Annotated in this window: 20 protein-coding genes; 8 read left to right on the forward strand and 12 right to left on the reverse strand. The window is 40.1% G+C overall.

The features are described from left to right. The first annotated feature begins 1517 nt into the window (after nt 1–1517). The 3 genes from E2626_RS11530 to E2626_RS11540 all read left to right on the forward strand — a co-directional run bounded on the left by E2626_RS11530 (nt 1518) and on the right by E2626_RS11540 (nt 6567). The gene (locus tag E2626_RS11530; protein WP_134381918.1) at nt 1518–4352 is read left to right on the forward strand and encodes a putative bifunctional diguanylate cyclase/phosphodiesterase; all 2835 of its coding nucleotides are present in this window, start codon (nt 1518–1520) and stop codon (nt 4350–4352) included. Nucleotides 4353–4602: 250 nt separating this feature from the next. Continuing rightward, a complete protein-coding gene (locus tag E2626_RS11535; protein ID WP_134381919.1) occupies nt 4603–5001 on the forward strand; it encodes a hypothetical protein in 399 nt (132 codons plus the stop codon). A gap of 297 nt (nt 5002–5298) precedes the next feature. Next, entirely contained in the window at nt 5299–6567 is a 1269-nt protein-coding gene (locus E2626_RS11540) for a S8 family serine peptidase (protein WP_134381920.1), read from the forward strand. Between the two features lie 40 nt (nt 6568–6607). On the opposite strand, the gene E2626_RS11545 is transcribed toward E2626_RS11540, so the two are convergent. The 3 genes from E2626_RS11545 to E2626_RS11555 form a co-directional block, all read right to left on the reverse strand. After that, nucleotides 6608–7021, reverse strand: coding sequence for a VOC family protein (locus E2626_RS11545; RefSeq protein ID WP_134381921.1), 414 nt, complete (start codon nt 7019–7021; stop codon nt 6608–6610). Nucleotides 7022–7170: 149 nt separating this feature from the next. Continuing rightward, entirely contained in the window at nt 7171–7647 is a 477-nt protein-coding gene (locus E2626_RS11550) for a GNAT family N-acetyltransferase (RefSeq protein WP_134381922.1), read from the reverse strand. Nucleotides 7648–7749: 102 nt separating this feature from the next. Then, nucleotides 7750–8244 (reverse strand): kinase, encoded by a 495-nt coding sequence (locus tag E2626_RS11555; RefSeq protein ID WP_134381923.1) that lies wholly within the window; start codon nt 8242–8244, stop codon nt 7750–7752. Between the two features lie 155 nt (nt 8245–8399). Here E2626_RS11555 and E2626_RS11560 point away from each other — a divergent pair, with 155 nt between their 5' ends. Further along, nucleotides 8400–8747, forward strand: coding sequence for an outer membrane protein assembly factor BamD (locus E2626_RS11560; protein WP_134381924.1), 348 nt, complete (start codon nt 8400–8402; stop codon nt 8745–8747). 217 nt (nt 8748–8964) lie between these two features. On the opposite strand, the gene E2626_RS11565 is transcribed toward E2626_RS11560, so the two are convergent. Next, nucleotides 8965–10167: a hypothetical protein gene (locus E2626_RS11565; RefSeq protein ID WP_134381925.1), complete on the reverse strand. Its 1203-nt coding sequence runs from the start codon at nt 10165–10167 to the stop codon at nt 8965–8967. A gap of 1 nt (nt 10168) precedes the next feature. Next, complete coding sequence (locus E2626_RS11570) at nt 10169–10633, reverse strand: RNA polymerase sigma factor (protein ID WP_134381926.1); 465 nt, start codon at nt 10631–10633, stop codon at nt 10169–10171. 503 nt (nt 10634–11136) lie between these two features. On the opposite strand from E2626_RS11570, the gene E2626_RS11575 reads away from it, so the two are divergent. Beyond that, complete coding sequence (locus E2626_RS11575) at nt 11137–11499, forward strand: response regulator (RefSeq protein WP_244094308.1); 363 nt, start codon at nt 11137–11139, stop codon at nt 11497–11499. A gap of 204 nt (nt 11500–11703) precedes the next feature. Here E2626_RS11575 and E2626_RS17220 read toward each other — a convergent pair whose 3' ends face one another. Both E2626_RS17220 and E2626_RS11580 read right to left on the reverse strand, forming a co-directional pair. After that, entirely contained in the window at nt 11704–11856 is a 153-nt protein-coding gene (locus E2626_RS17220; RefSeq protein WP_166786803.1) for a hypothetical protein, read from the reverse strand. A 5-nt stretch (nt 11857–11861) separates the two neighbouring features. Next, on the reverse strand, nt 11862–12269 hold the full coding sequence (locus E2626_RS11580) for a VOC family protein (RefSeq protein WP_134381927.1): 408 nt from the start codon (nt 12267–12269) through the stop codon (nt 11862–11864). Between the two features lie 193 nt (nt 12270–12462). Between E2626_RS11580 and E2626_RS11585 the strand changes: the two genes are divergently transcribed. Beyond that, entirely contained in the window at nt 12463–13155 is a 693-nt protein-coding gene (locus E2626_RS11585) for a DUF4386 domain-containing protein (protein WP_166786804.1), read from the forward strand. Here E2626_RS11585 and E2626_RS11590 read toward each other — a convergent pair. Beyond that, the gene (locus E2626_RS11590) at nt 13152–13736 is read right to left on the reverse strand and encodes a Crp/Fnr family transcriptional regulator (RefSeq protein ID WP_134381929.1); all 585 of its coding nucleotides are present in this window, start codon (nt 13734–13736) and stop codon (nt 13152–13154) included. The two genes, E2626_RS11585 and E2626_RS11590, sit on opposite strands and share 4 nt — an antisense overlap. A 154-nt stretch (nt 13737–13890) precedes the next feature. On the opposite strand from E2626_RS11590, the gene E2626_RS17225 reads away from it, so the two are divergent. Continuing rightward, on the forward strand, nt 13891–14064 hold the full coding sequence (locus E2626_RS17225) for a hypothetical protein (protein ID WP_166786805.1): 174 nt from the start codon (nt 13891–13893) through the stop codon (nt 14062–14064). Between the two features lie 116 nt (nt 14065–14180). On the opposite strand, the gene E2626_RS11595 is transcribed toward E2626_RS17225, so the two are convergent. Beyond that, on the reverse strand, nt 14181–14384 hold the full coding sequence (locus E2626_RS11595; RefSeq protein WP_134381930.1) for a hypothetical protein: 204 nt from the start codon (nt 14382–14384) through the stop codon (nt 14181–14183). A 109-nt stretch (nt 14385–14493) separates the two neighbouring features. Between E2626_RS11595 and E2626_RS11600 the strand changes: the two genes are divergently transcribed. Continuing rightward, a complete protein-coding gene (locus E2626_RS11600) occupies nt 14494–14736 on the forward strand; it encodes a hypothetical protein (protein ID WP_134381931.1) in 243 nt (80 codons plus the stop codon). 302 nt (nt 14737–15038) lie between these two features. On the opposite strand, the gene E2626_RS11610 is transcribed toward E2626_RS11600, so the two are convergent. From E2626_RS11610 to E2626_RS11620, 3 genes are read right to left on the reverse strand one after another with little or no spacing between them, the layout of a single operon-like run. After that, nucleotides 15039–15440, reverse strand: coding sequence for a hypothetical protein (locus tag E2626_RS11610; RefSeq protein WP_134381933.1), 402 nt, complete (start codon nt 15438–15440; stop codon nt 15039–15041). Nucleotides 15441–15443: 3 nt separating this feature from the next. Continuing rightward, nucleotides 15444–16826 (reverse strand): sensor histidine kinase, encoded by a 1383-nt coding sequence (locus E2626_RS11615; protein WP_134381934.1) that lies wholly within the window; start codon nt 16824–16826, stop codon nt 15444–15446. Continuing rightward, nucleotides 16823–17494 carry a response regulator transcription factor gene (locus E2626_RS11620; protein WP_134381935.1) on the reverse strand — a complete coding sequence of 224 codons (672 nt, stop codon included), beginning with the start codon at nt 17492–17494 and terminating at the stop codon, nt 16823–16825. The genes E2626_RS11615 and E2626_RS11620 overlap by 4 nt, the downstream gene beginning before the upstream one ends. Nucleotides 17495–17505 lie beyond the last annotated feature (11 nt).

Consider the following 17505-nt stretch of genomic DNA (forward strand, 5'->3'; position numbering starts at 1 on the left):
AATCGGACCTGCTTATTGAAGTAACGGAGCAGTAAAGTTTAATAAAGAAAGTCGGCAATAGAAGGGATCCTAATTTTTATGAATTGTGTTAAATTTTTCATTTATCAATTTAGCTTATTTATTGCACTCCTCCTTCTAAACATCTACTTTGACCCTTACATCAGCAAACCTTTTTCATTCGTTGATTTAATAGCAATATGTATATCAGTTCCTATCTATATTCTTCTTGTCAGCCTGATAATTAAGTTATATAGACGTTTCAATACCAGATTACGCAACAAGGTTTTGATCTCTATAACAGCTTTTATTATAGCAACCATATTTTTAGCGATAATAGAGAACATTTGGTTTGGAATAAAAGGTGAGATGTTATTCAACTAACGGTGAACTTTAGTTAAATAACCTCATAATCACAAAAGACCTCCAATTTCTACCACTTTATACAATGGTAGTTTGTTGAAGGTCTATTGATATGAAAAATATACTTCCATGCTCTTCTTCTCGCTACCTCCCCACACATTTCAAGCAACACTGCTTCAATTTCTTCTGTTTTATTGTAGTCATTGAGAATGATCTGGCTCTTTTCGTAGCCCATCTGCCCCTGAATAATCGATGCGCCAATTTCAGAACGGTCAATTCCGTGTGCATGATAATACTATTGATTGTCCATTACATCAAAAACTGATTCAAGATGGCTCATGTCGTGTGCTGCAAGATCACCAACTGAGTAAATCCTCATATGATTTTAACGTTTTTCAAGCTGGCGTCCGATTCCTCACATTGCTGAAAGATGCTGAAGTGGCCAGAGCTTCTTTGGAATATCCTCAAAATTCAGTCACAGATACCTTTCTTTTTCGCTTTAAGATCAAGACAAAGCTTGGCATGGTTATATGCCGCTAGCACATGACAAACCAAAATCACGCATCATAAATCGTGGACAGCATGCGGTCCTTCCCACAATGAAGAAGTGCCATCCACCTGAATAAAGCTTTCGTCCACACTGTAAACGTGGATGTTTTCTTTTGGAACGAACCTTGTAAAAATCTTCGTACTTTCAGTGGACTCCTGAGGTACTGTCCTATATTCGGTTAGATTAACTTAAGGTAATCTTGGAACAGCCCCCCTCTATCTTTGTAAGTATCTTAACTGATGGTTGGTGACCGGATATTGGAGAAGTATGAAATATCTGTGGATGTACCTTATGAAGAGATTGTTGAGGCGGTTGAATTGTTGCAGGATTACTAGATAGACAGACCATATAATTTAAAAAGAATACATGCACAATGGCGTTTTCTTGTGCATGTATTCTTTTTATTTCTGGCTCTGTTAAAGTGAGATGCTGTATGAAAGAGCAATTATAAAACCTTTAACATCGTAAATAAATTCAATTCTTATGCAAAGTACTTATTCCTTCTAATAGAACATTATAAATGTTTTTATCAGTATTTCCTTAAAATTTGATAGGAAAAAAGTATTAATATATACTTAAATAACCATGATAAAAGAAGGTGCAATAGGTGCTATCTAAATACATTTTACCCAGATGGGTCATTTACATCATTCTGATCCTTTCAGGCGCAGCAAGTTTTTATTATATCCCTACATTATTCGGTATAGATTTTCTGATTGGATCTTTTTTAACCTTCCTTTTATATAGATTATTCGGTTTTAGAATCGCATTGATTCATTCAATGATTTTTGCTTTTGCGACCTATTATATATGGGGTCACTTCTATGGCTCTGCAGCAATGTTGATGGAGTTTCTGACAGTCATTCTCCTTTATAAAAAATATAAACAATCGCTTATAATGGCTGATATGATTTATTGGCTGACTTTGGGTATTCCATTCGTATTTGTAACCTATTACTATTTACTGGACCTCTCATTTGTCGATTCGCTCATTGTAGCGCTAAAAGATACTGTGAATGGCATTATTAATATTTTGCTTGCGAATTTATTACTTTTTATCGTCAGTTATTTTTTCTTTAAAAAGCATCGTCAAAAAATTCAACTAGAAGATGTTATTTTTCATACGATTTTAACTCTTTTCCTCATTCCTGCATTCACTATGCTTTTATTTGAAATGTCCAGTGATTCAGAAGATGTACAACAACAAATTCAGAGTGATTCACAGAAAGAGTACACGGATGCACAGGATACGTTAAATATGTGGATGTATGAAGTCAGAACCGTTTTATCATCTCAGGGAAATTTTGTTTATTCTGCTGATGTCATTGAGGATGAACTTTACCTGGCAACACTCAGCGAAGCTGTCTGGGGCGCTGATGAAATCGTCTTAATGGATAGCGATATGAATGTGATTGCAGACTATCCTGAGAATCGGTTAAACACTTTGAACGAATCGAATTATCCTGATTTTATGCCTAATCAGGTTCGCTATTCACCTTTTTACTTCGACGCAAATAATGATCCCTATGTAATCGCGACAATACCTTTAACAAAACCATCTGAATTTACGGATGAAGAAACATTGTATTTTGCAGTCAGTATAGAGATGAAGGAATGGGAAAATTTATATGGCAATGACAGGCGTGTTACTGTCCATGACCAATCAGGTATGCGGATGGATGGAACAGCGAACCCTGATGATGATCCATTCTTTGAATCTATTCAGAGCACTTTTAATCAGGGAAACGAGGAGGAACTATCATTCTTATGGATGCCTTCTGACACAGATACAAAGATTTCAAGCTGGAAAAACGCAACGTATGTAACAATGGGCGAAAATGAAAATACGCCATGGACTGTGATATCGACTGTTAATACGGGCCCTTATCACAAGGAGTTGTTCACACAGCATCTCTACAGACTAATTTTTATATCTATTATACTTGCATTCAGTATTTTCCTATCAACAAAAATTACCAAAAAAATCTTACGTCCTATTCACGAGCTGGAATTAATCACAAAAAATCTGCCTGAAAGGGTTAAAGACAGTCAATCAATTGTATGGCCACGAACACGTTTAATTGATGTCCAGTTACTCATCATTAACTTTCGAAAGATGACCAGAAAACTATCTAAAGCGTTTGACGAAGTTTCTGACCAGCAAAATAAATTATCACGTTTAGCAAAGTTTGACCCTTTAACCAATCTGCAAAATCGTATGGGAATTGACGAAAGCTTTCAGGAACATATGAGTCCAGAAACAGCACTGGGCATAATGTTTATGGATTTAGATCACTTTAAAAAAGTAAATGATACACTTGGTCACGGAGTTGGAGACTTAGTGTTAGTAGAAGTTGCAAGTAAATTAATAGAAGTTTCAAGCGCAGAGACCACAGTCGGCAGACTAGGCGGCGATGAGTTTATTTTATTAGTACCTGACACATCAGAAGAAGATTTGCGTAAGTTTTCATCTGCTATTCTTAAAGTGTTTAAATCACCTTTGAATATTGATGGACACATGATTGCCATTACACCAAGTATCGGTCTAGCGCTTGCACCGGATCACGGGACCGAATTGACTGAAGTGATGCAAAACGCAGACATTGCCTTGTATGAATCAAAACGTAATGGAAAGAATCAGGCAACGTTTTTTAATAACTATTTAAATATCGAAAATGAAAAGAACCAGATTTTCGAACAGAGATTACGCAATGCATTGAAAGAAAACCTTCTTACGATTCATTATGATCCAATATACAAAAGAAATTCCGCTGATCTGACATCAGCAGCAGCTAAAATCACCTGGCCACATGGGGAAATGACAATTGCTCAATGGAGAACGCTGTCTAAGTCAGTACATTTGAGTAAAGAGCTTGGAAACTACATTGTGAATAAGGCAATTGCTGATGCAAGCAAACTTTCTAAAGAGGGGTATCATATTGACATCATGCTGCCTTTGTTGATTGATCAGTGCTATGATCCTAAGTTTTTTACGTCGATTGAAAAATTGCTAAAAAAGTATGAAGTGAATGGTTGTGCTTTGCGATTTGTGCTAAGTGAACATATTCCACCTGCCGAAATGAGTTTTTTCAACGACCTGTTTAAACAGTTGAACCAGATTGGAATCAAAATTGTGTTAGATGAGTTTGGAGTAGGCTACAGTGCCTTACTATATATGAACGAGCTGCCAATCGATCAAATCAAAATTAATGCACAAGTCTTAGAAAAAAACGGAGAAAAGCAAGCTGCTGATCACATCGTCAAAGGTGTAATGTCGATTGCAGGATCAATGGGCTTGAAAACAATCGCGGTGAATATCAAAAATAAAAAACAGGAAGCTTTTTTTGAAGAACAAAATGCAGATGAAGTTCAATTTTCAAACCGCAAGCCTATTAATATAACTGAATTAAAGAAAAGATTAGAAAACGAAAAAATCTCGTGAACTCAAACACGGGATTTTTTCGTTTTCTAATTCATTGGTGGTTTCTTTACTGAAAGTACTCAGGCAACTATTTTAATTGAGTTCCCTAATCGATATGAAAAATATCAATTCCCCCTCCTCTTAATTAGACAAATTTAAGAGTATTTACTTAAGATGATCAAACCCCTCTCACCGTTGCCAGTTCCCTTCTCTTCAATATACAATTGCAGTAAATGTACAAAATCATTTTCAGACCAGGAGGAATTTAGAAATGAATATCTATCTTTTCTGGCTCATTCAGTTATCCTGGGGTCTGCTGATTAATCTATTAGGCTTGTTCATCGCAATCATTCTAATGTGCACAGGCATAAAACCAAAACGATTCAACCATGCCATTTATTTTGAGGTCGGTGAAAAATGGGGTGGTGTTAATTTTGGAGGCTTCTTCTTTGTTCAAAAACATGCCTCCGTCAGACTCAAATCACACGAGTATGGACACAGTTTTCAAAACTTGCTGTTAGGACCATTCATGGTTTTTGCCGTCACTATTCCTTCGTCGATCCGTTATCATGTTCGGAATCACAAAAATAAAAAAGGATACACTTTAAAACCGTATGATGATTTCTGGTGTGAATCGTGGGCGACAAGGTTAGGAGAAAAACATTCTTAGAAAATCTCTCTGTCTGATATATCAATATTTACTGTAAATGATAAAGAAATGTAGAAATAAATCAGATTGACAGAGGTTTTTTTTGAAAGAAAAAGTGTGAATTTAGAAGCTTTCTAAAAATTTTCCCAACAACATAGAGTTTGAATAGTTAACACCTCGTACAAACCATTACATATAAAGGGAATTATACCCCTTCACCGTATGAACACCCCTTTAATTTTCCCGATAAACAAGACACACTTCTTTTGTTAGGATGAACCTATTCACAAAATATTTCGACAAAAGGAGTCGTGGGAAATGAAGAAATCGAGAAGTGTCATGATGAGTTTATTATTAGCAGCAAGCCTCGCAGTACCAGCTGGGGCAAGTGCTGCACCGGATCAGCAGTCGAACAATGCTGAAAAATTCCGCGTTTATGTAGAGGTATCAGGAGAGTCTGCTCAAAAGAAAAAAGCTGCATTGCAGAAGCAATATGATTCTCGCTGGGAACTGAGTGCTAACGGATTTTCAACTGATATGAACGAGGCACAATTCAAAGCCCTTCAAAACAATAAGAATCTTATACTGACAAAAGTTGATGAGGTGTCGGTGGATACATTAAGAAACACTGAAAATGTAACAACTGCGTTTTCAGCTCCTGCAGATCAGACACCCTGGGGCATTGAAGCAATTTATAACGATGCGAATGTTACTGCAACATCAGGTGGAACAGGCATTAATGTAGCGGTACTGGATACAGGCGTATTCACGGGTCACCATGACCTTCAGGGAACAGTTGAGCAGTGTAAAGACTTCACACAGGCGACTCCGCTTGTAAACGGATCTTGTAATGATGTTGATGGTCACGGTACGCACGTTGCAGGCTCTGTGCTTGCTGATGGCGGAAGTGACGGTTCAGGCGTATACGGTGTTGTACCGGATGCAGATCTTTGGGCATACAAAGTACTTGGTGATGACGGATCTGGTTACTCAGATGATATCGCTGCAGCAATCCGCCACACAGCTGATCAGGCAGTTGCAACTGGTACAAACACAGTCATCAATATGTCTCTAGGTTCATCAGCTAACAGCCCGCTGATTGAAGACGCAGTAAACTATGCATATGATAAAGGCGTTCTTGTTGTAGCAGCTGCTGGTAACTCAGGATTCCGCGTTGGTTCAATCGGTTACCCTGGCGCACTTGAAAATGCAGTTGCAGTTGCAGCACTTGAAAACAGATTCGAAAACGGTACATACCGTGTAGCAGATTTCTCTTCAAGAGGTGTACGTAAAGGCGATGGCGATTACCTGATCCAGGAAGGCGACGTTGAAATTTCTGCTCCTGGTGCAGCGATCTTCTCCACTTGGCCAAATGGCGGTTATAACACAATCAGTGGTACATCAATGGCATCTCCACACGTAGCAGGACTTGCAGCAAAAGTATGGGCAGAAAACCCTGGCTTCTCCCACGTCCAGCTTCGCACTGAGATTCAAAATCGTGCAAAATCAAATGACATCCTTGGCGGACGCAGCGCTGCTGTTGGTGATGATGTGGCATCAGGGTTCGGATTTGCGAAAGTGAATTGATTTTATTGAGCGAAGTTTGGGTCAGGCCCAAACTTCGCTTTTATTCACTCAGCCCTTCAGTATTCATCAGTACAATCCTCCATTTATCCGGATCCTCTATTGTGACACCTTTATCTTTCCAGTATGGATTCTCAGGTTCAACCTGCTGATAGCCCATTTCCACTAAGCGATCTGCCGTCTGATCAAGCTGAACAGGATCAGGTATATAAAATACCAACAGCTGATCACGTCCCGGGTCCGGACAAGGGCTGCCTGACACGTGGCTCGTAAACTCTAAATGCACCTCTGTCCCCGGCAATCCGTACATGACACCGTCATAATCTTCGTGATCCTGGAACTCTGCCACTCTTTTAAGACCAAGTCCTTTCTCGTAAAAGTTAATGATCTCATTCATCCTGTCAGTCGGTCTGGCCATCCTGATTTGCATTGCATGAAAATATGTAAAATCCATCATGACACCTCCATTTGCTTTAGTGTAAAACAATGGAGACGTCCTATGACGATTCAAAAGGGTGAATTTAATCTCAGTAATAGGTCTTAGACAATGCCTTCAATCTTTCTATCAGTAGAATCAAATGTTCCTTGTTCAATCAAAACGCCCCGTTAGTCCAACATAATCTCCATCTTCCTGCTCTTCGTTGTCATCCCAATTGACTTATAGAATTCAATGGCAGATGTATTTTCCTCGGATACGCCCAATTCAATACTATCGACTTTAAGGCTTCTTCCAAAATCAAAAACGTATTCAGTCAGTTTCTTTCCGATCCCTTTCTTTCTATGAGTTTCAGCAACGCATAAGCTATTTACCAATAACATTTTCCTCTCATTAACAAAAGTATTTTCAGTTACCACTTCTTCCTTTGTCACTACAACGCCGACAAGTTCATTGCTGATTACAGCCACAAAAATATGCTGTGTGTCATCAATTAATTGATTCTCAAAAAACGCTTGTTCAACTGGAGTGTCATTCTCTTTGTACAAATCAGGTCTGACATGAACGTGGAATGCATGAACCTGTCTAAATAAAGGCAGCAAAGATTCGTAGTCGCTTGAGCTGGCTGCCCGAATGAATATATTCATATATTTCACCTCTCGGCCATTTTCTAATGAAATACTGTGAGAATTGAGTTCGACATAGGGAACGGTTTTCTATGAACATTATAACTGAAACAGTTTCTATCACTATTTCAACTGACCTAAAACCCGCTCCCACACCTCTTCCTCCGACATACGGTCAGTCAGCAGGGTTTCGCCTTCCACTCCAAGCTCATCATTTGGATTCCACCAGGCGCGTAATGAGTCTTCACCAAAATCTATCTTTTTGTCACGCATGTTATGTCGTCTCACTGTTTCCTCAAAGGATAAATCAAAATAATATGTATGCGCCTTATCGTCATAGAGCTTAATTAACCCTTTTAACATGTCACCATAGCGCTTTTTGTTAAAAATACCTTCCACTATGACAAATTCACAAGTCCCTTTACCGTATTCCGCAATCTGACGGGTCAGATCAATTGAAGGGTTACCCTCCCTGTCGTGAACCATTAGCATATTCCGGCGAATGACATCCTGGGAAACCAGAAGCGTGCCGTGGCCTAAATGCTTTTGAAGTCTTTGCGCAATTGTCGTTTTGCCGCTGCCTGAATTGCCGCGTAAAATAATAAGTGTAGATTCCATCAATTCTTCCCCTGTCTTAGTCATAGTAAAAAAAATCTATACTCCCAATTATTTCAACATATGCATGGGAACTCAAGTTTAATTTAGCGTCTGCTTTCAGATAGGAACTTTCAAGTATGCTATACGTCTACTGTTAAAAAGGGGGGCAAACTTTTATGAAAAAGGGCATTTGCTACTTAGCAATTTGCACATTTACTGCACTCATACTAGTTGGTTGTGCTAGTGACCAAAGCAAAACACAAGAATATAATGAAGCAAAAAAAGCCGCCTGGGATTTTGTGAAGGAAGAAGGCTGGGATAATACTGCAGATGAGGATTGGCAGAGTGCCGAGGTAACAGAGGTGATTGCTGATCAAACTTTTGAATTATTGGATGACACTTTTGAGGGGAATGAGGCCTTGAGAGTTTCCTTTAAAGATAAAGAAAATGTTGTGACTGGCACGCCACTCATACTAATTGACCCTGATACGAATGAGGTGATCGGATATATGCCGGGTGAATAGGTATACAACTCTCACACGATTTCTTTTATTCATTTAGATATAAGATATCGTGTGAGAATGCTATTTAACACAGTAAACACTTCATCAATCTTTAATTACTTTCCTCTTCTTCATCCGCTTTACCAGCCTCTGTTCCTCCACCCGCTTCTGGCGGTCATTCATTTTGCTTTGTGCGAGACTTCTGTCCTGATAAAACATAGTGCCACCTGCTTTCATGTTATAAGCTGAGTTCCCCGTAGTTGGCAACATCATATCTGGAATCAACCGGTTGATCAGCGCTTTCTACACTTCCATCATTTAGACGCAGGAGTGACTTGATAATGCCTTTGATTTCAGGAGTTTCTGTTACAATGGTGCCCAAAAGGTCGATATTTTTTATTGTAGTTTTGAGTTCTGTTGCGCTCAGATCTTCTTCGAAAATCAACTTTCCTGCCACGATCAGTGTGACCGGTTTATCGTAAAATGCATATTCTTCTGTGTCCCATTTTTCTTCGTTTTCAATCACCACATATTGTCCTTCATAAGACAAAATCTCCGCTTCAATATTTGTTTTTTCATAAAGCAGATCCTCAAGATCTTCGTCCACGACCACAATAGAAGTCGTCTGGATCTGATCAATGGCTTGCTCCAGCAGCTCACGTGATACGTCTTTTTCAAAATAAATTGGATTTGTCGTCATTAGCTTCGCTCCATTTAAACGGCGCAATGTGCGGGCTGAATAAGACTGAGATGAAGTCAGCAGGGTAAAGCCCTCCGGAATCTTGACGGATTTCCCATTGATGGTGTGTGGAAGCCCGAAGACAGCCGATTCCTGTGACTCATGAAAATACAGGATTCCATTCACAGTCAGGTTCTCAATTTTTTGATTTAACGATTCAGTTGATAAGTGCTTATCGAGTTTTAACTTTCCATTGACGGTTAGTTTTACAGACGATTGAATGGATTCAAGATAGGCATTAGTCAACTCATGTTTTCCATTAATCACTCTTGGTTTTTCACCCTCATAAGGTTCAAACATGCCTGTCATGTGCTTTACTTTACTTTGAATGTGTCCCTGTAAGTGAGCTGGTGCGTACACTGTCCCCACCACAAAAAGTCCATCAATTTTACCTTCCAGATCAGCTTCTTCTATTTTTTCATCAAACGTGATGCTGCCAACAGTCAGCAACTGGACAGGTGTTGTAAGAGACTGAAAATAATTGCGGGATAAAACTGTTTCTCCTGTGAGCGTCTGATAGTCACCGTTAATTTCTATGCTTGCCCCAACATTTTGAACCTTTAAGGCAGATTGCAAATGAGCTGTTTCTCTTGAGTAAATAATGCAGCCGACATTTTCGATGCTTTCAATTCCTGCAATTGTTTTCTCATTCACCTTTGTTAAATTAAGTACACCTATATTACCAATTCGCTGTTTTGTCATTTTATTCTTCCTCCAATTTCTTTTTAAGCTGTTTTAAAGCCTGACTCAATTTGTAGCGGACAGTAGCAGCAGGTAATTGCAGCTGCTGACCGATTTCCTGACTTGATAAGCCAATCCAATACCGCTTAAACACAATGTCCCTGTACTCCTGCGACAGAATTGCAAGTAGTTCAGTTACTTCAATATGAGTAAACCGCTGATCTAACTGAATCTGATCAAAATCATCCTCCCACCCTGTCAGACGCTTTTCCTTTCTCCTGTCATCAACCAATTGATTTTTTATCACCCGGAAAAACCAGGCCCGCTGCTTATATACAGGCATTTCCTGAAGCAGACTTTCATGAGCGAGCGATTTGATAACAGCCTGCTGGACCAGATCATCCGCTTCCTGCTCATGTCGTGCAATTGACCTGGCAAACCTGCGCAGATCCGTTTCCAATCCCAGATACACCTCACTGGATTTCATGGACTTCACTCACTTTTTTGTAGTCTCATGTATATAACGTTTCAACACAAAGAAGTGTTGGACCTTTTTATATTTTTCTTAAATAAAAAAGCTTCCCTGGTAGAGAGAAGGTTTTAATCTTTTATCATTCTCAATTTACGGAGATATTTTAGGCAGTCTGGGTCTGTCCCCATAACTATATCTCACGTCCAGCTTCGCACTGAGATTCAAAACCGTGCAAAAGCAAATGACATTCCTGGCGGACGCAGCGCTGCTGTCGGTGATGATCTAGCTTCCGGGTTTGGTTTTGCGAAAGTGAATTAATTAAGCGGAGACAAGGATAGACCCTGCCTCCGCTTTTTTAATGCACCGTCTGCTTACTTCCAGACAGAATTGAGACCTAATCACGCTAACTACTCAAATATAACAAAAATCAAATATGACTTGTTTTTTACTTCTATCTAGTTCAAGATATTGTCTAAATAACATTTTAACTAGAGCGTATTTGTGAGGGAGGTCATACTTTGAAAATACTAATTGCCGATGATGAAAAGTTTTCAAGAATGCTGATTCGCGACACGCTGGAGGATTTAGATGCTGAACTGGACTTTGCTTCAGATGGACATGAGGCTTTAGAAAAACTGAAGAATGAGGATTACCATGTTTGCGTAATTGATAACATTATGCCGAAACTGTCTGGTATTGAAGTAATAGAAAACCTGGCGAGCGATCGCTGTCCAGAACATATTATTATGTTAACTGCAATGACGCAGCAAAGAGATCAGGAAAACGCTCGTAACTGCGGAATTAAACATTTTATTACCAAGCCATTCAGCCCGGTGAAATTAAAAACTTTTATTCAAGATCTTTTCGACGACCTCAAATAAAATATTAAAGAATGCTTACAGCAAATCATTTAAACTCAGAAGCAACATACAAAGAAGCTTATAGATCAAGCTTCTTTTTTGATGATCAGTATTGTAATCACTTCAGCAAAATCTCCATTTTTCTGCTTTTGTTGTCATACCAAGCGATTGATAAAATCCGATGGCAGATGCATTCTCCTCAGCCACACATAAACTTTGAATTAATCATACTTTCCTCGCTTTTACAAAAATATTCTCAGGTATATTTTCTTTCTTCGTTACGATAACGTCAACGATCTCATTGCCTGTACCAGCTATAAAAATATGCTGTTTATCGTCAATGAATGCCAACACATTTACTTTTTCTAAAAGGTTCAATCTGTTTATCCAAGCCCTTCAGTATTCATCAACACAATGCGCCATTTATCAGGATCTTCAATCGTGACCCCTTTTTCTGTCCAGTAAGAATTTTCAGGCTCCACCTGCAGATACCCCATTTTCACAAGCCTGTCTGCAGTCTCTTTTAGCTGCGCAGCATTCGGAATATAGAATACCAGCAGCTGATCGCGTCCAGGGTCGGGACACGGGCTACCTGACTTGTGACTTGTAAACTCTAAGTGCACCTCAGTTCCCGGTAACCCATACATGACACCGTCGTAACCATCATGATCCTGAAAAGCTGCCACCCTTTTAAGGCCCAGCCCTTCTTCATAAAATCGATTGATCTCTTGCATCTGATCAGTCGGTCTCGCCATTCTAATTTGTAACGCATTGAAATATGTAAACTCCATCGTGACACCTCCATTTGCTTAAGTGTAAAACAATAGGAATGCCAGAGGGCGAGTCAAAAGGCGGATTCTTAATTCAATCATTAGCCTGACAATTTTTTTTAAAAAACAATCATCTTCTTAACTTAAGTCAATGATCGCTTTTGAGCTACGCCTTACAATCGAAGTGAAATCAGATAAGAGGAGGTTTTTAAAAATGAGATCCATGCACATGTCGAATCAGCAAATTCACCAAAAGGCTGCAGTTTACTCAGGTGTCTCACTGCTCATCATGACACTCGCTGCATTCTTTGCGCAGGGATATGTCCATAGCTCACTGGTTGTCGAAGGGGGTCCGTCTGCTACATTGGCAAATATTCAATCATCCCAGCTCCTGTTTCGTCTTGAGATTCTTGGATGGGTGATTATTATTGTGACAGACTTAATTGTCTCCTGGGGATTCTATCAATTTCTAAAGCCGTTCCACTCCGGTTACGCCTTGTTAGCCGGAGGGCTTCGCCTGATATATACTGCGATCCTGACAATTGCTGTTGTAAACCTCATTTCAGCTGATCAGGCGGTAACAGCTGTGTCGGCTTCACAGCAGGTCATGAACTCCATCATGTCATTTGAAACAATCTGGTCACTGGGCTTAATTGTCTTTGGCGTTCATCTCACAGCAGTTGGAGCCGTCGCGTTGAAAACAGCAAAAATACCAAAGGTCATCAGTACAATGTTGATTATGGCAGGCATAAGTTATTCGCTGATCCATTTCATGTACAACTTCATCCCTGAAATAGCGCAATTTACAGGCATACTAGAATTAGCTCTTATGGCGCCAATGTTTATCGGTGAATTAAGCTTTGGTATTTGGCTGCTGGTCAAAGGAAGAAAGCTGATAGCTGATTAATCAACAATTCTGAGGTGGGTGGCTGCAGCTCTTTTCTTGATCCGGCTCAATGATTCAGGCTTGATGCCAAGATAACTGGCTAACTGGTACTGTGGCACTCTTTCAATGAGCTCTGGCCTTTTATCCATCAAAGCCTGATAACGTTCTTCCGGTGTCGAAGAAGTAAAAGAAGAGAATTCATCTCTCATTGTGCCCATGTCTTCAAAGACCATTTTACGTGTCATCGTCTCTAACACAGGGTTCATATCGTAAGCTTCCTGCTCTGTGGTTAAATCACCGACAATCAGCGTACAGTCTTCAAGACAGCCCAGTGAATATTGAGACGCCTGTTCACTGAAGATGGTGACACTTTGCTCTTCAGTATAAAACTGATACGTATGCTCATTACCGTTTTCATCTACAGCAAACTGGCGCACACAGCCTTTTAAAATAAAATAACATTTATCAGGTACATCTCCCTGAGACAGCAAAATCGTTCCTTTTTTAAATACAGCGACAGGTATGTCTTCCGTCAGCTTCATTAATTCTGGTTCACTGAGATCTGAGAAACGTTTCATATACTGAATAAGCACTTCTTTCATTTTTTTATCCACCTCTCATAAGTGATATGTCTGTCTTATCAGTATAGCAACATTCAAACTCTTTAGAAATAAGATCAGAGAAAGCGAGTAAACCCATTTCACAGGAGCAAACACAACCAATTTAAAAACCCACATCATTCAGGAGGAGATCATTTTGGATATATTTATTTTTATTTTAATCATTGTTGGATTTACTTTCATTTTCCTGTATTTCATCTTAACGCTGGATTTGAAAAAGAAGAAGCTTGAGTTAGAAAAAGAAAAGCTGGAGCTTGAGAAGAGAAAATTGTCATTCAGTGATGCGCCGCAAGCTAAGAAAAGAAATTAAAATACGTATGACTTTTAAAGTTCCATGCTGAATGCAATCTCCATCTAATTTCATAAGTAACCTGAATGAATTAGATGGAACTTGTGTTCAACTACGGTTATTCGTTTCGCATATCATTATTTCTCATCTGAATGCTTCTTCCGTTTAGTAGAAATATAAATCGCATATCCTGAAATAATGAAAGCTACAATACCCAGGTAGATCATCACAAAGATCAGATTCAGTTCACGCAAAACTATGAAAATACCAAGGAAAGTACCAAGCATTGCCGCAACAGTATATACACTTAACTTCCATTCCGATTGACTCAAATGATTCACTTCAAACGCCTCCTCACTGATACCTTAGTAACGTCTACCCTTACATTACACTAAGAAAAACCATATAATGGATTCACCACTGAATTAGGATATCAAAGGAGTGCGAGATATGAAAAATAACAGATTACTGTACATATTCTATTGGCTGATTATTGGTATCGGCGTGTTATCATTTGTGAGCCCTATTTTTCGTGAATATGGAATTGTTGATACGATCATTACCACATTCATTTGCGGTCTGGTCAGCTTTCTGATTGCAAGTGTGCTAAAGGAACGTAAATTTGCGTATGTGAGCGCACTGCTTATTTTGAGTCCATGGACGTTTCTTATGGTTAAAGGGATTATCAGCTAAATTAAAAGAATCCGAATCTAATGGGGGTTATGACGTTGAGAGGTTTTTGGGCTCTTATGATTGTGATATTTTTAAGCTGGTTAATTGTTTCTCACCTTTATCCTGACCCAAGCTGGTGGTCTATATTTCATTCAAACCGCAGCACGCATACGCCGCTCATTGAGCATATTTCGCTTGTGAAAGTTACATTGGTGGGTGTGTTTTTTATCGGAGGATTTTACTTATTGCGAATATCAAGAAAGAGTAGAAAATGAAAAGATCTAAAAAAGCGAAGCCCAGGCCGGACTTCGCTTGACTTCCCCTTAATTTCTTTCCGTTCTTGGCACTGTAAAAAACGTCACAACTGCAAACAGGAAAAACGCAATTAACAAAATCGTTCCCCCAACAATAAAGAACACGAGGACAAACGTGTCACCTAGATTCAACGGATTCAGGTTATAAAACCACATACCCGACGTTAATCCAACTGCCCCAATCATCGCAGCGATACTATGAATTGTAACCAGCTTTTTATATTTAATCTCAAAAATCTGATAGAAGATTCCCCAGGCAAAGACTGATAACCAGCCCACTAATAATATATGTGCGTGAATCGGACGCAGTGAATAATCCATTACCCCTGCCATATGTGAGCCAAGATACGTTCCGATAAAACCGAATATTGCAGAGAACTGGATTAACCGTAATCCCCATTTCCTTTCCATTCCTTATTCCTCCTTATATGTCGGAAGGTGCACTTTAACCCTTGTGCCTTCTCCATCTATACTTTCAAATTCAACTTTTCCTTTATGCAGCTTTACGATCTCCTGCACAATCGCAAGACCTAAGCCTGTACCTTCCTCGCTTCTCGACTGGTCCGCCCGATAGAACCGCTCTTTAATATGCGGCAGATCCGCTGCAGAGATTCCGGTTCCGTTATCTTCAATCACAACCGAGATCCCGTCCTCATTTGATAAATGAACGCGAATTGAACTTGTTGCCGGAGAATATTTAATCGCATTGGAGATCAGATTGTCCCAGACATAATTCATTAACTCCCGGTCTGCATACACGTCTGTCTTCATCAGTTTCAAGCTGACATCAAGCTCTTTTTCATCAAGGCGCCACCTGTAATGCCTGATCGCTTTCCTGATCTGTTGATCCAGCGCATACGTTTCCTCTTTCAGCTGATAAACCGGCTGATCAAGCGAGCTCAAAAGTAATAGCTGTTTTGCAAGTCCCGACAAACGCTTCGCTTCAGATTCTATCACTTCCGCATACTCTTGCTCATCAGATCCAGCCGCTGCTTTAGCTGAAAGCAGCTCTGCATACCCTTTAATATTCATTAATGGAGATTGCAGATCATGCGAGACATTGGTGATAAACGTTTTGCGCGACTCATCATTTTGTCTCAGGCGGCCAATCATTTCATTAAAACTGTTGGCCAGATCCCCAATTTCATCCGGACGTGAAATCGTAAGCGTATGACTGTAATTATCATTCGCGACTTCCCTTGTTGCCTGCTGCAGCAGACTGATCGGACGCGTGAGCTGTTTTGCCATCAGGAACATCCCGGCCAGATTAACAACTGCAATCGACAGCAGAAATGCCAGCAGCAGCGTATGAATATCTGAAGACAATAGGTTCATATCCTGCCGCAGGAATAGTGCGTATTGCTGATCGTCCACTTGAAACGGCACGCCCACCGTATTATCAAGACGGCTTGAAAAATGACTGGTCATAAAAAAGGACAGTCCAGCATTTTCACCTGTATAGATTTGCTGATCTGACATCACCTGCTCCGCCTGATCAGTCAGCGTCAGATCCTCAAACGGCTCGCCAAAAGTCGTGAACTGCTGCTCGGAATCAAGCAGTGCAATCTGATAACCGAGATTGGCAACGGATGATAAAAATGGCTCCAGCGCAGCAGTATCGCCGTGCATCTGTTCCAGTGTTACAGCAACCTCCTGCGCACGCTCCAGGTTCTGATCAATCGTTTCCTGCTTCGTAAAAGATACGTAATACACATTCGTCAAAATGACCCCAAGCACAATACTGAGCGCTAAAAACAATAAGCTGGTCTGGATAAATTGCCGGTAAAGTGTCTTCATCCAGTCACCTCTAACCGGTAGCCGATCCCGCGTACTGTCTGGATTTCGACTTTCGCACCGTATTGATTCAGGCGTTCACGCAGCCTGGTAATATGTGTGTTCAGTGAAAATTCGTGCTTTCCTTCCTCATCACCCCATACATCCCTCAGGATAACAGACCGGGGAATCGTCTGGCCGGATGAATTAGCTAACACAGCCAGAATATCGAATTCCTTCATTGGAATGATCAGCGTTTCATCATTGATTGTGACGTCATAGGTCGTCCGGTCAAGTACAACATTCGCAAGCTGAATTTTATTGCGCTGTGATTTTCCGTAACGCCGCAAAATCGCATTCAGCCGGAACAGTAATTCTTTCGGCTCAAACGGCTTGACGAGATAGTCCTCTGAACCAGCAAGAAAGCCTTCTTCCTTATCCTCAAGCTGTCCCTTCGCTGTCACAAGAATAACCGGAATATCCAGTTCCTGAGACAAAATTTCCGTCAGTTCAAAGCCGGTCATCCCCGGCATCATCACGTCCACAATCGCAGCACTGACCTCTTCATCCTCAAGATAAAGGAGTGCTTCCTGCGCATCCTTCGCGAGAACAGCTTCATAGCCTGCCTGCTGCAACTGAATGGCAATTAACTGCCGGATATGAAGTTCATCGTCTACGACTAAAATGCGCATGATGCTCTCCC

This window comes from Jeotgalibacillus salarius (genome assembly GCF_004405125.1).
GTDB lineage: Bacteria > Bacillota > Bacilli > Bacillales > Jeotgalibacillaceae > Jeotgalibacillus > Jeotgalibacillus salarius.

Bases quoted from the DNA above. Each gene is read 5' to 3' on its own strand.
- E2626_RS11585 (WP_166786804.1), top strand. From the start codon at position 12,463: ATGAGATCCATGCACATGTCGAATCAGCAAATTCACCAAAAGGCTGCA.
- E2626_RS11545 (WP_134381921.1), bottom strand. From the start codon at position 7,021: ATGATGGATTTTACATATTTTCATGCAATGCAAATCAGGATGGCCAGA.
- E2626_RS11580 (WP_134381927.1), bottom strand. From the start codon at position 12,269: ATGGAGTTTACATATTTCAATGCGTTACAAATTAGAATGGCGAGACCG.
- E2626_RS11610 (WP_134381933.1), bottom strand. From the start codon at position 15,440: ATGGAAAGGAAATGGGGATTACGGTTAATCCAGTTCTCTGCAATATTC.
- E2626_RS11590 (WP_134381929.1), bottom strand. From the start codon at position 13,736: ATGAAAGAAGTGCTTATTCAGTATATGAAACGTTTCTCAGATCTCAGT.
- E2626_RS11570 (WP_134381926.1), bottom strand. From the start codon at position 10,633: ATGAAATCCAGTGAGGTGTATCTGGGATTGGAAACGGATCTGCGCAGG.
- E2626_RS11535 (WP_134381919.1), top strand. From the start codon at position 4,603: ATGAATATCTATCTTTTCTGGCTCATTCAGTTATCCTGGGGTCTGCTG.
- E2626_RS11550 (WP_134381922.1), bottom strand. From the start codon at position 7,647: ATGAATATATTCATTCGGGCAGCCAGCTCAAGCGACTACGAATCTTTG.
- E2626_RS11565 (WP_134381925.1), bottom strand. From the start codon at position 10,167: ATGACAAAACAGCGAATTGGTAATATAGGTGTACTTAATTTAACAAAG.
- E2626_RS11540 (WP_134381920.1), top strand. From the start codon at position 5,299: ATGAAGAAATCGAGAAGTGTCATGATGAGTTTATTATTAGCAGCAAGC.
- E2626_RS11560 (WP_134381924.1), top strand. From the start codon at position 8,400: ATGAAAAAGGGCATTTGCTACTTAGCAATTTGCACATTTACTGCACTC.
- E2626_RS11615 (WP_134381934.1), bottom strand. From the start codon at position 16,826: ATGAAGACACTTTACCGGCAATTTATCCAGACCAGCTTATTGTTTTTA.
- E2626_RS11600 (WP_134381931.1), top strand. From the start codon at position 14,494: ATGAAAAATAACAGATTACTGTACATATTCTATTGGCTGATTATTGGT.
- E2626_RS11555 (WP_134381923.1), bottom strand. From the start codon at position 8,244: ATGGAATCTACACTTATTATTTTACGCGGCAATTCAGGCAGCGGCAAA.
- E2626_RS11620 (WP_134381935.1), bottom strand. From the start codon at position 17,494: ATGCGCATTTTAGTCGTAGACGATGAACTTCATATCCGGCAGTTAATT.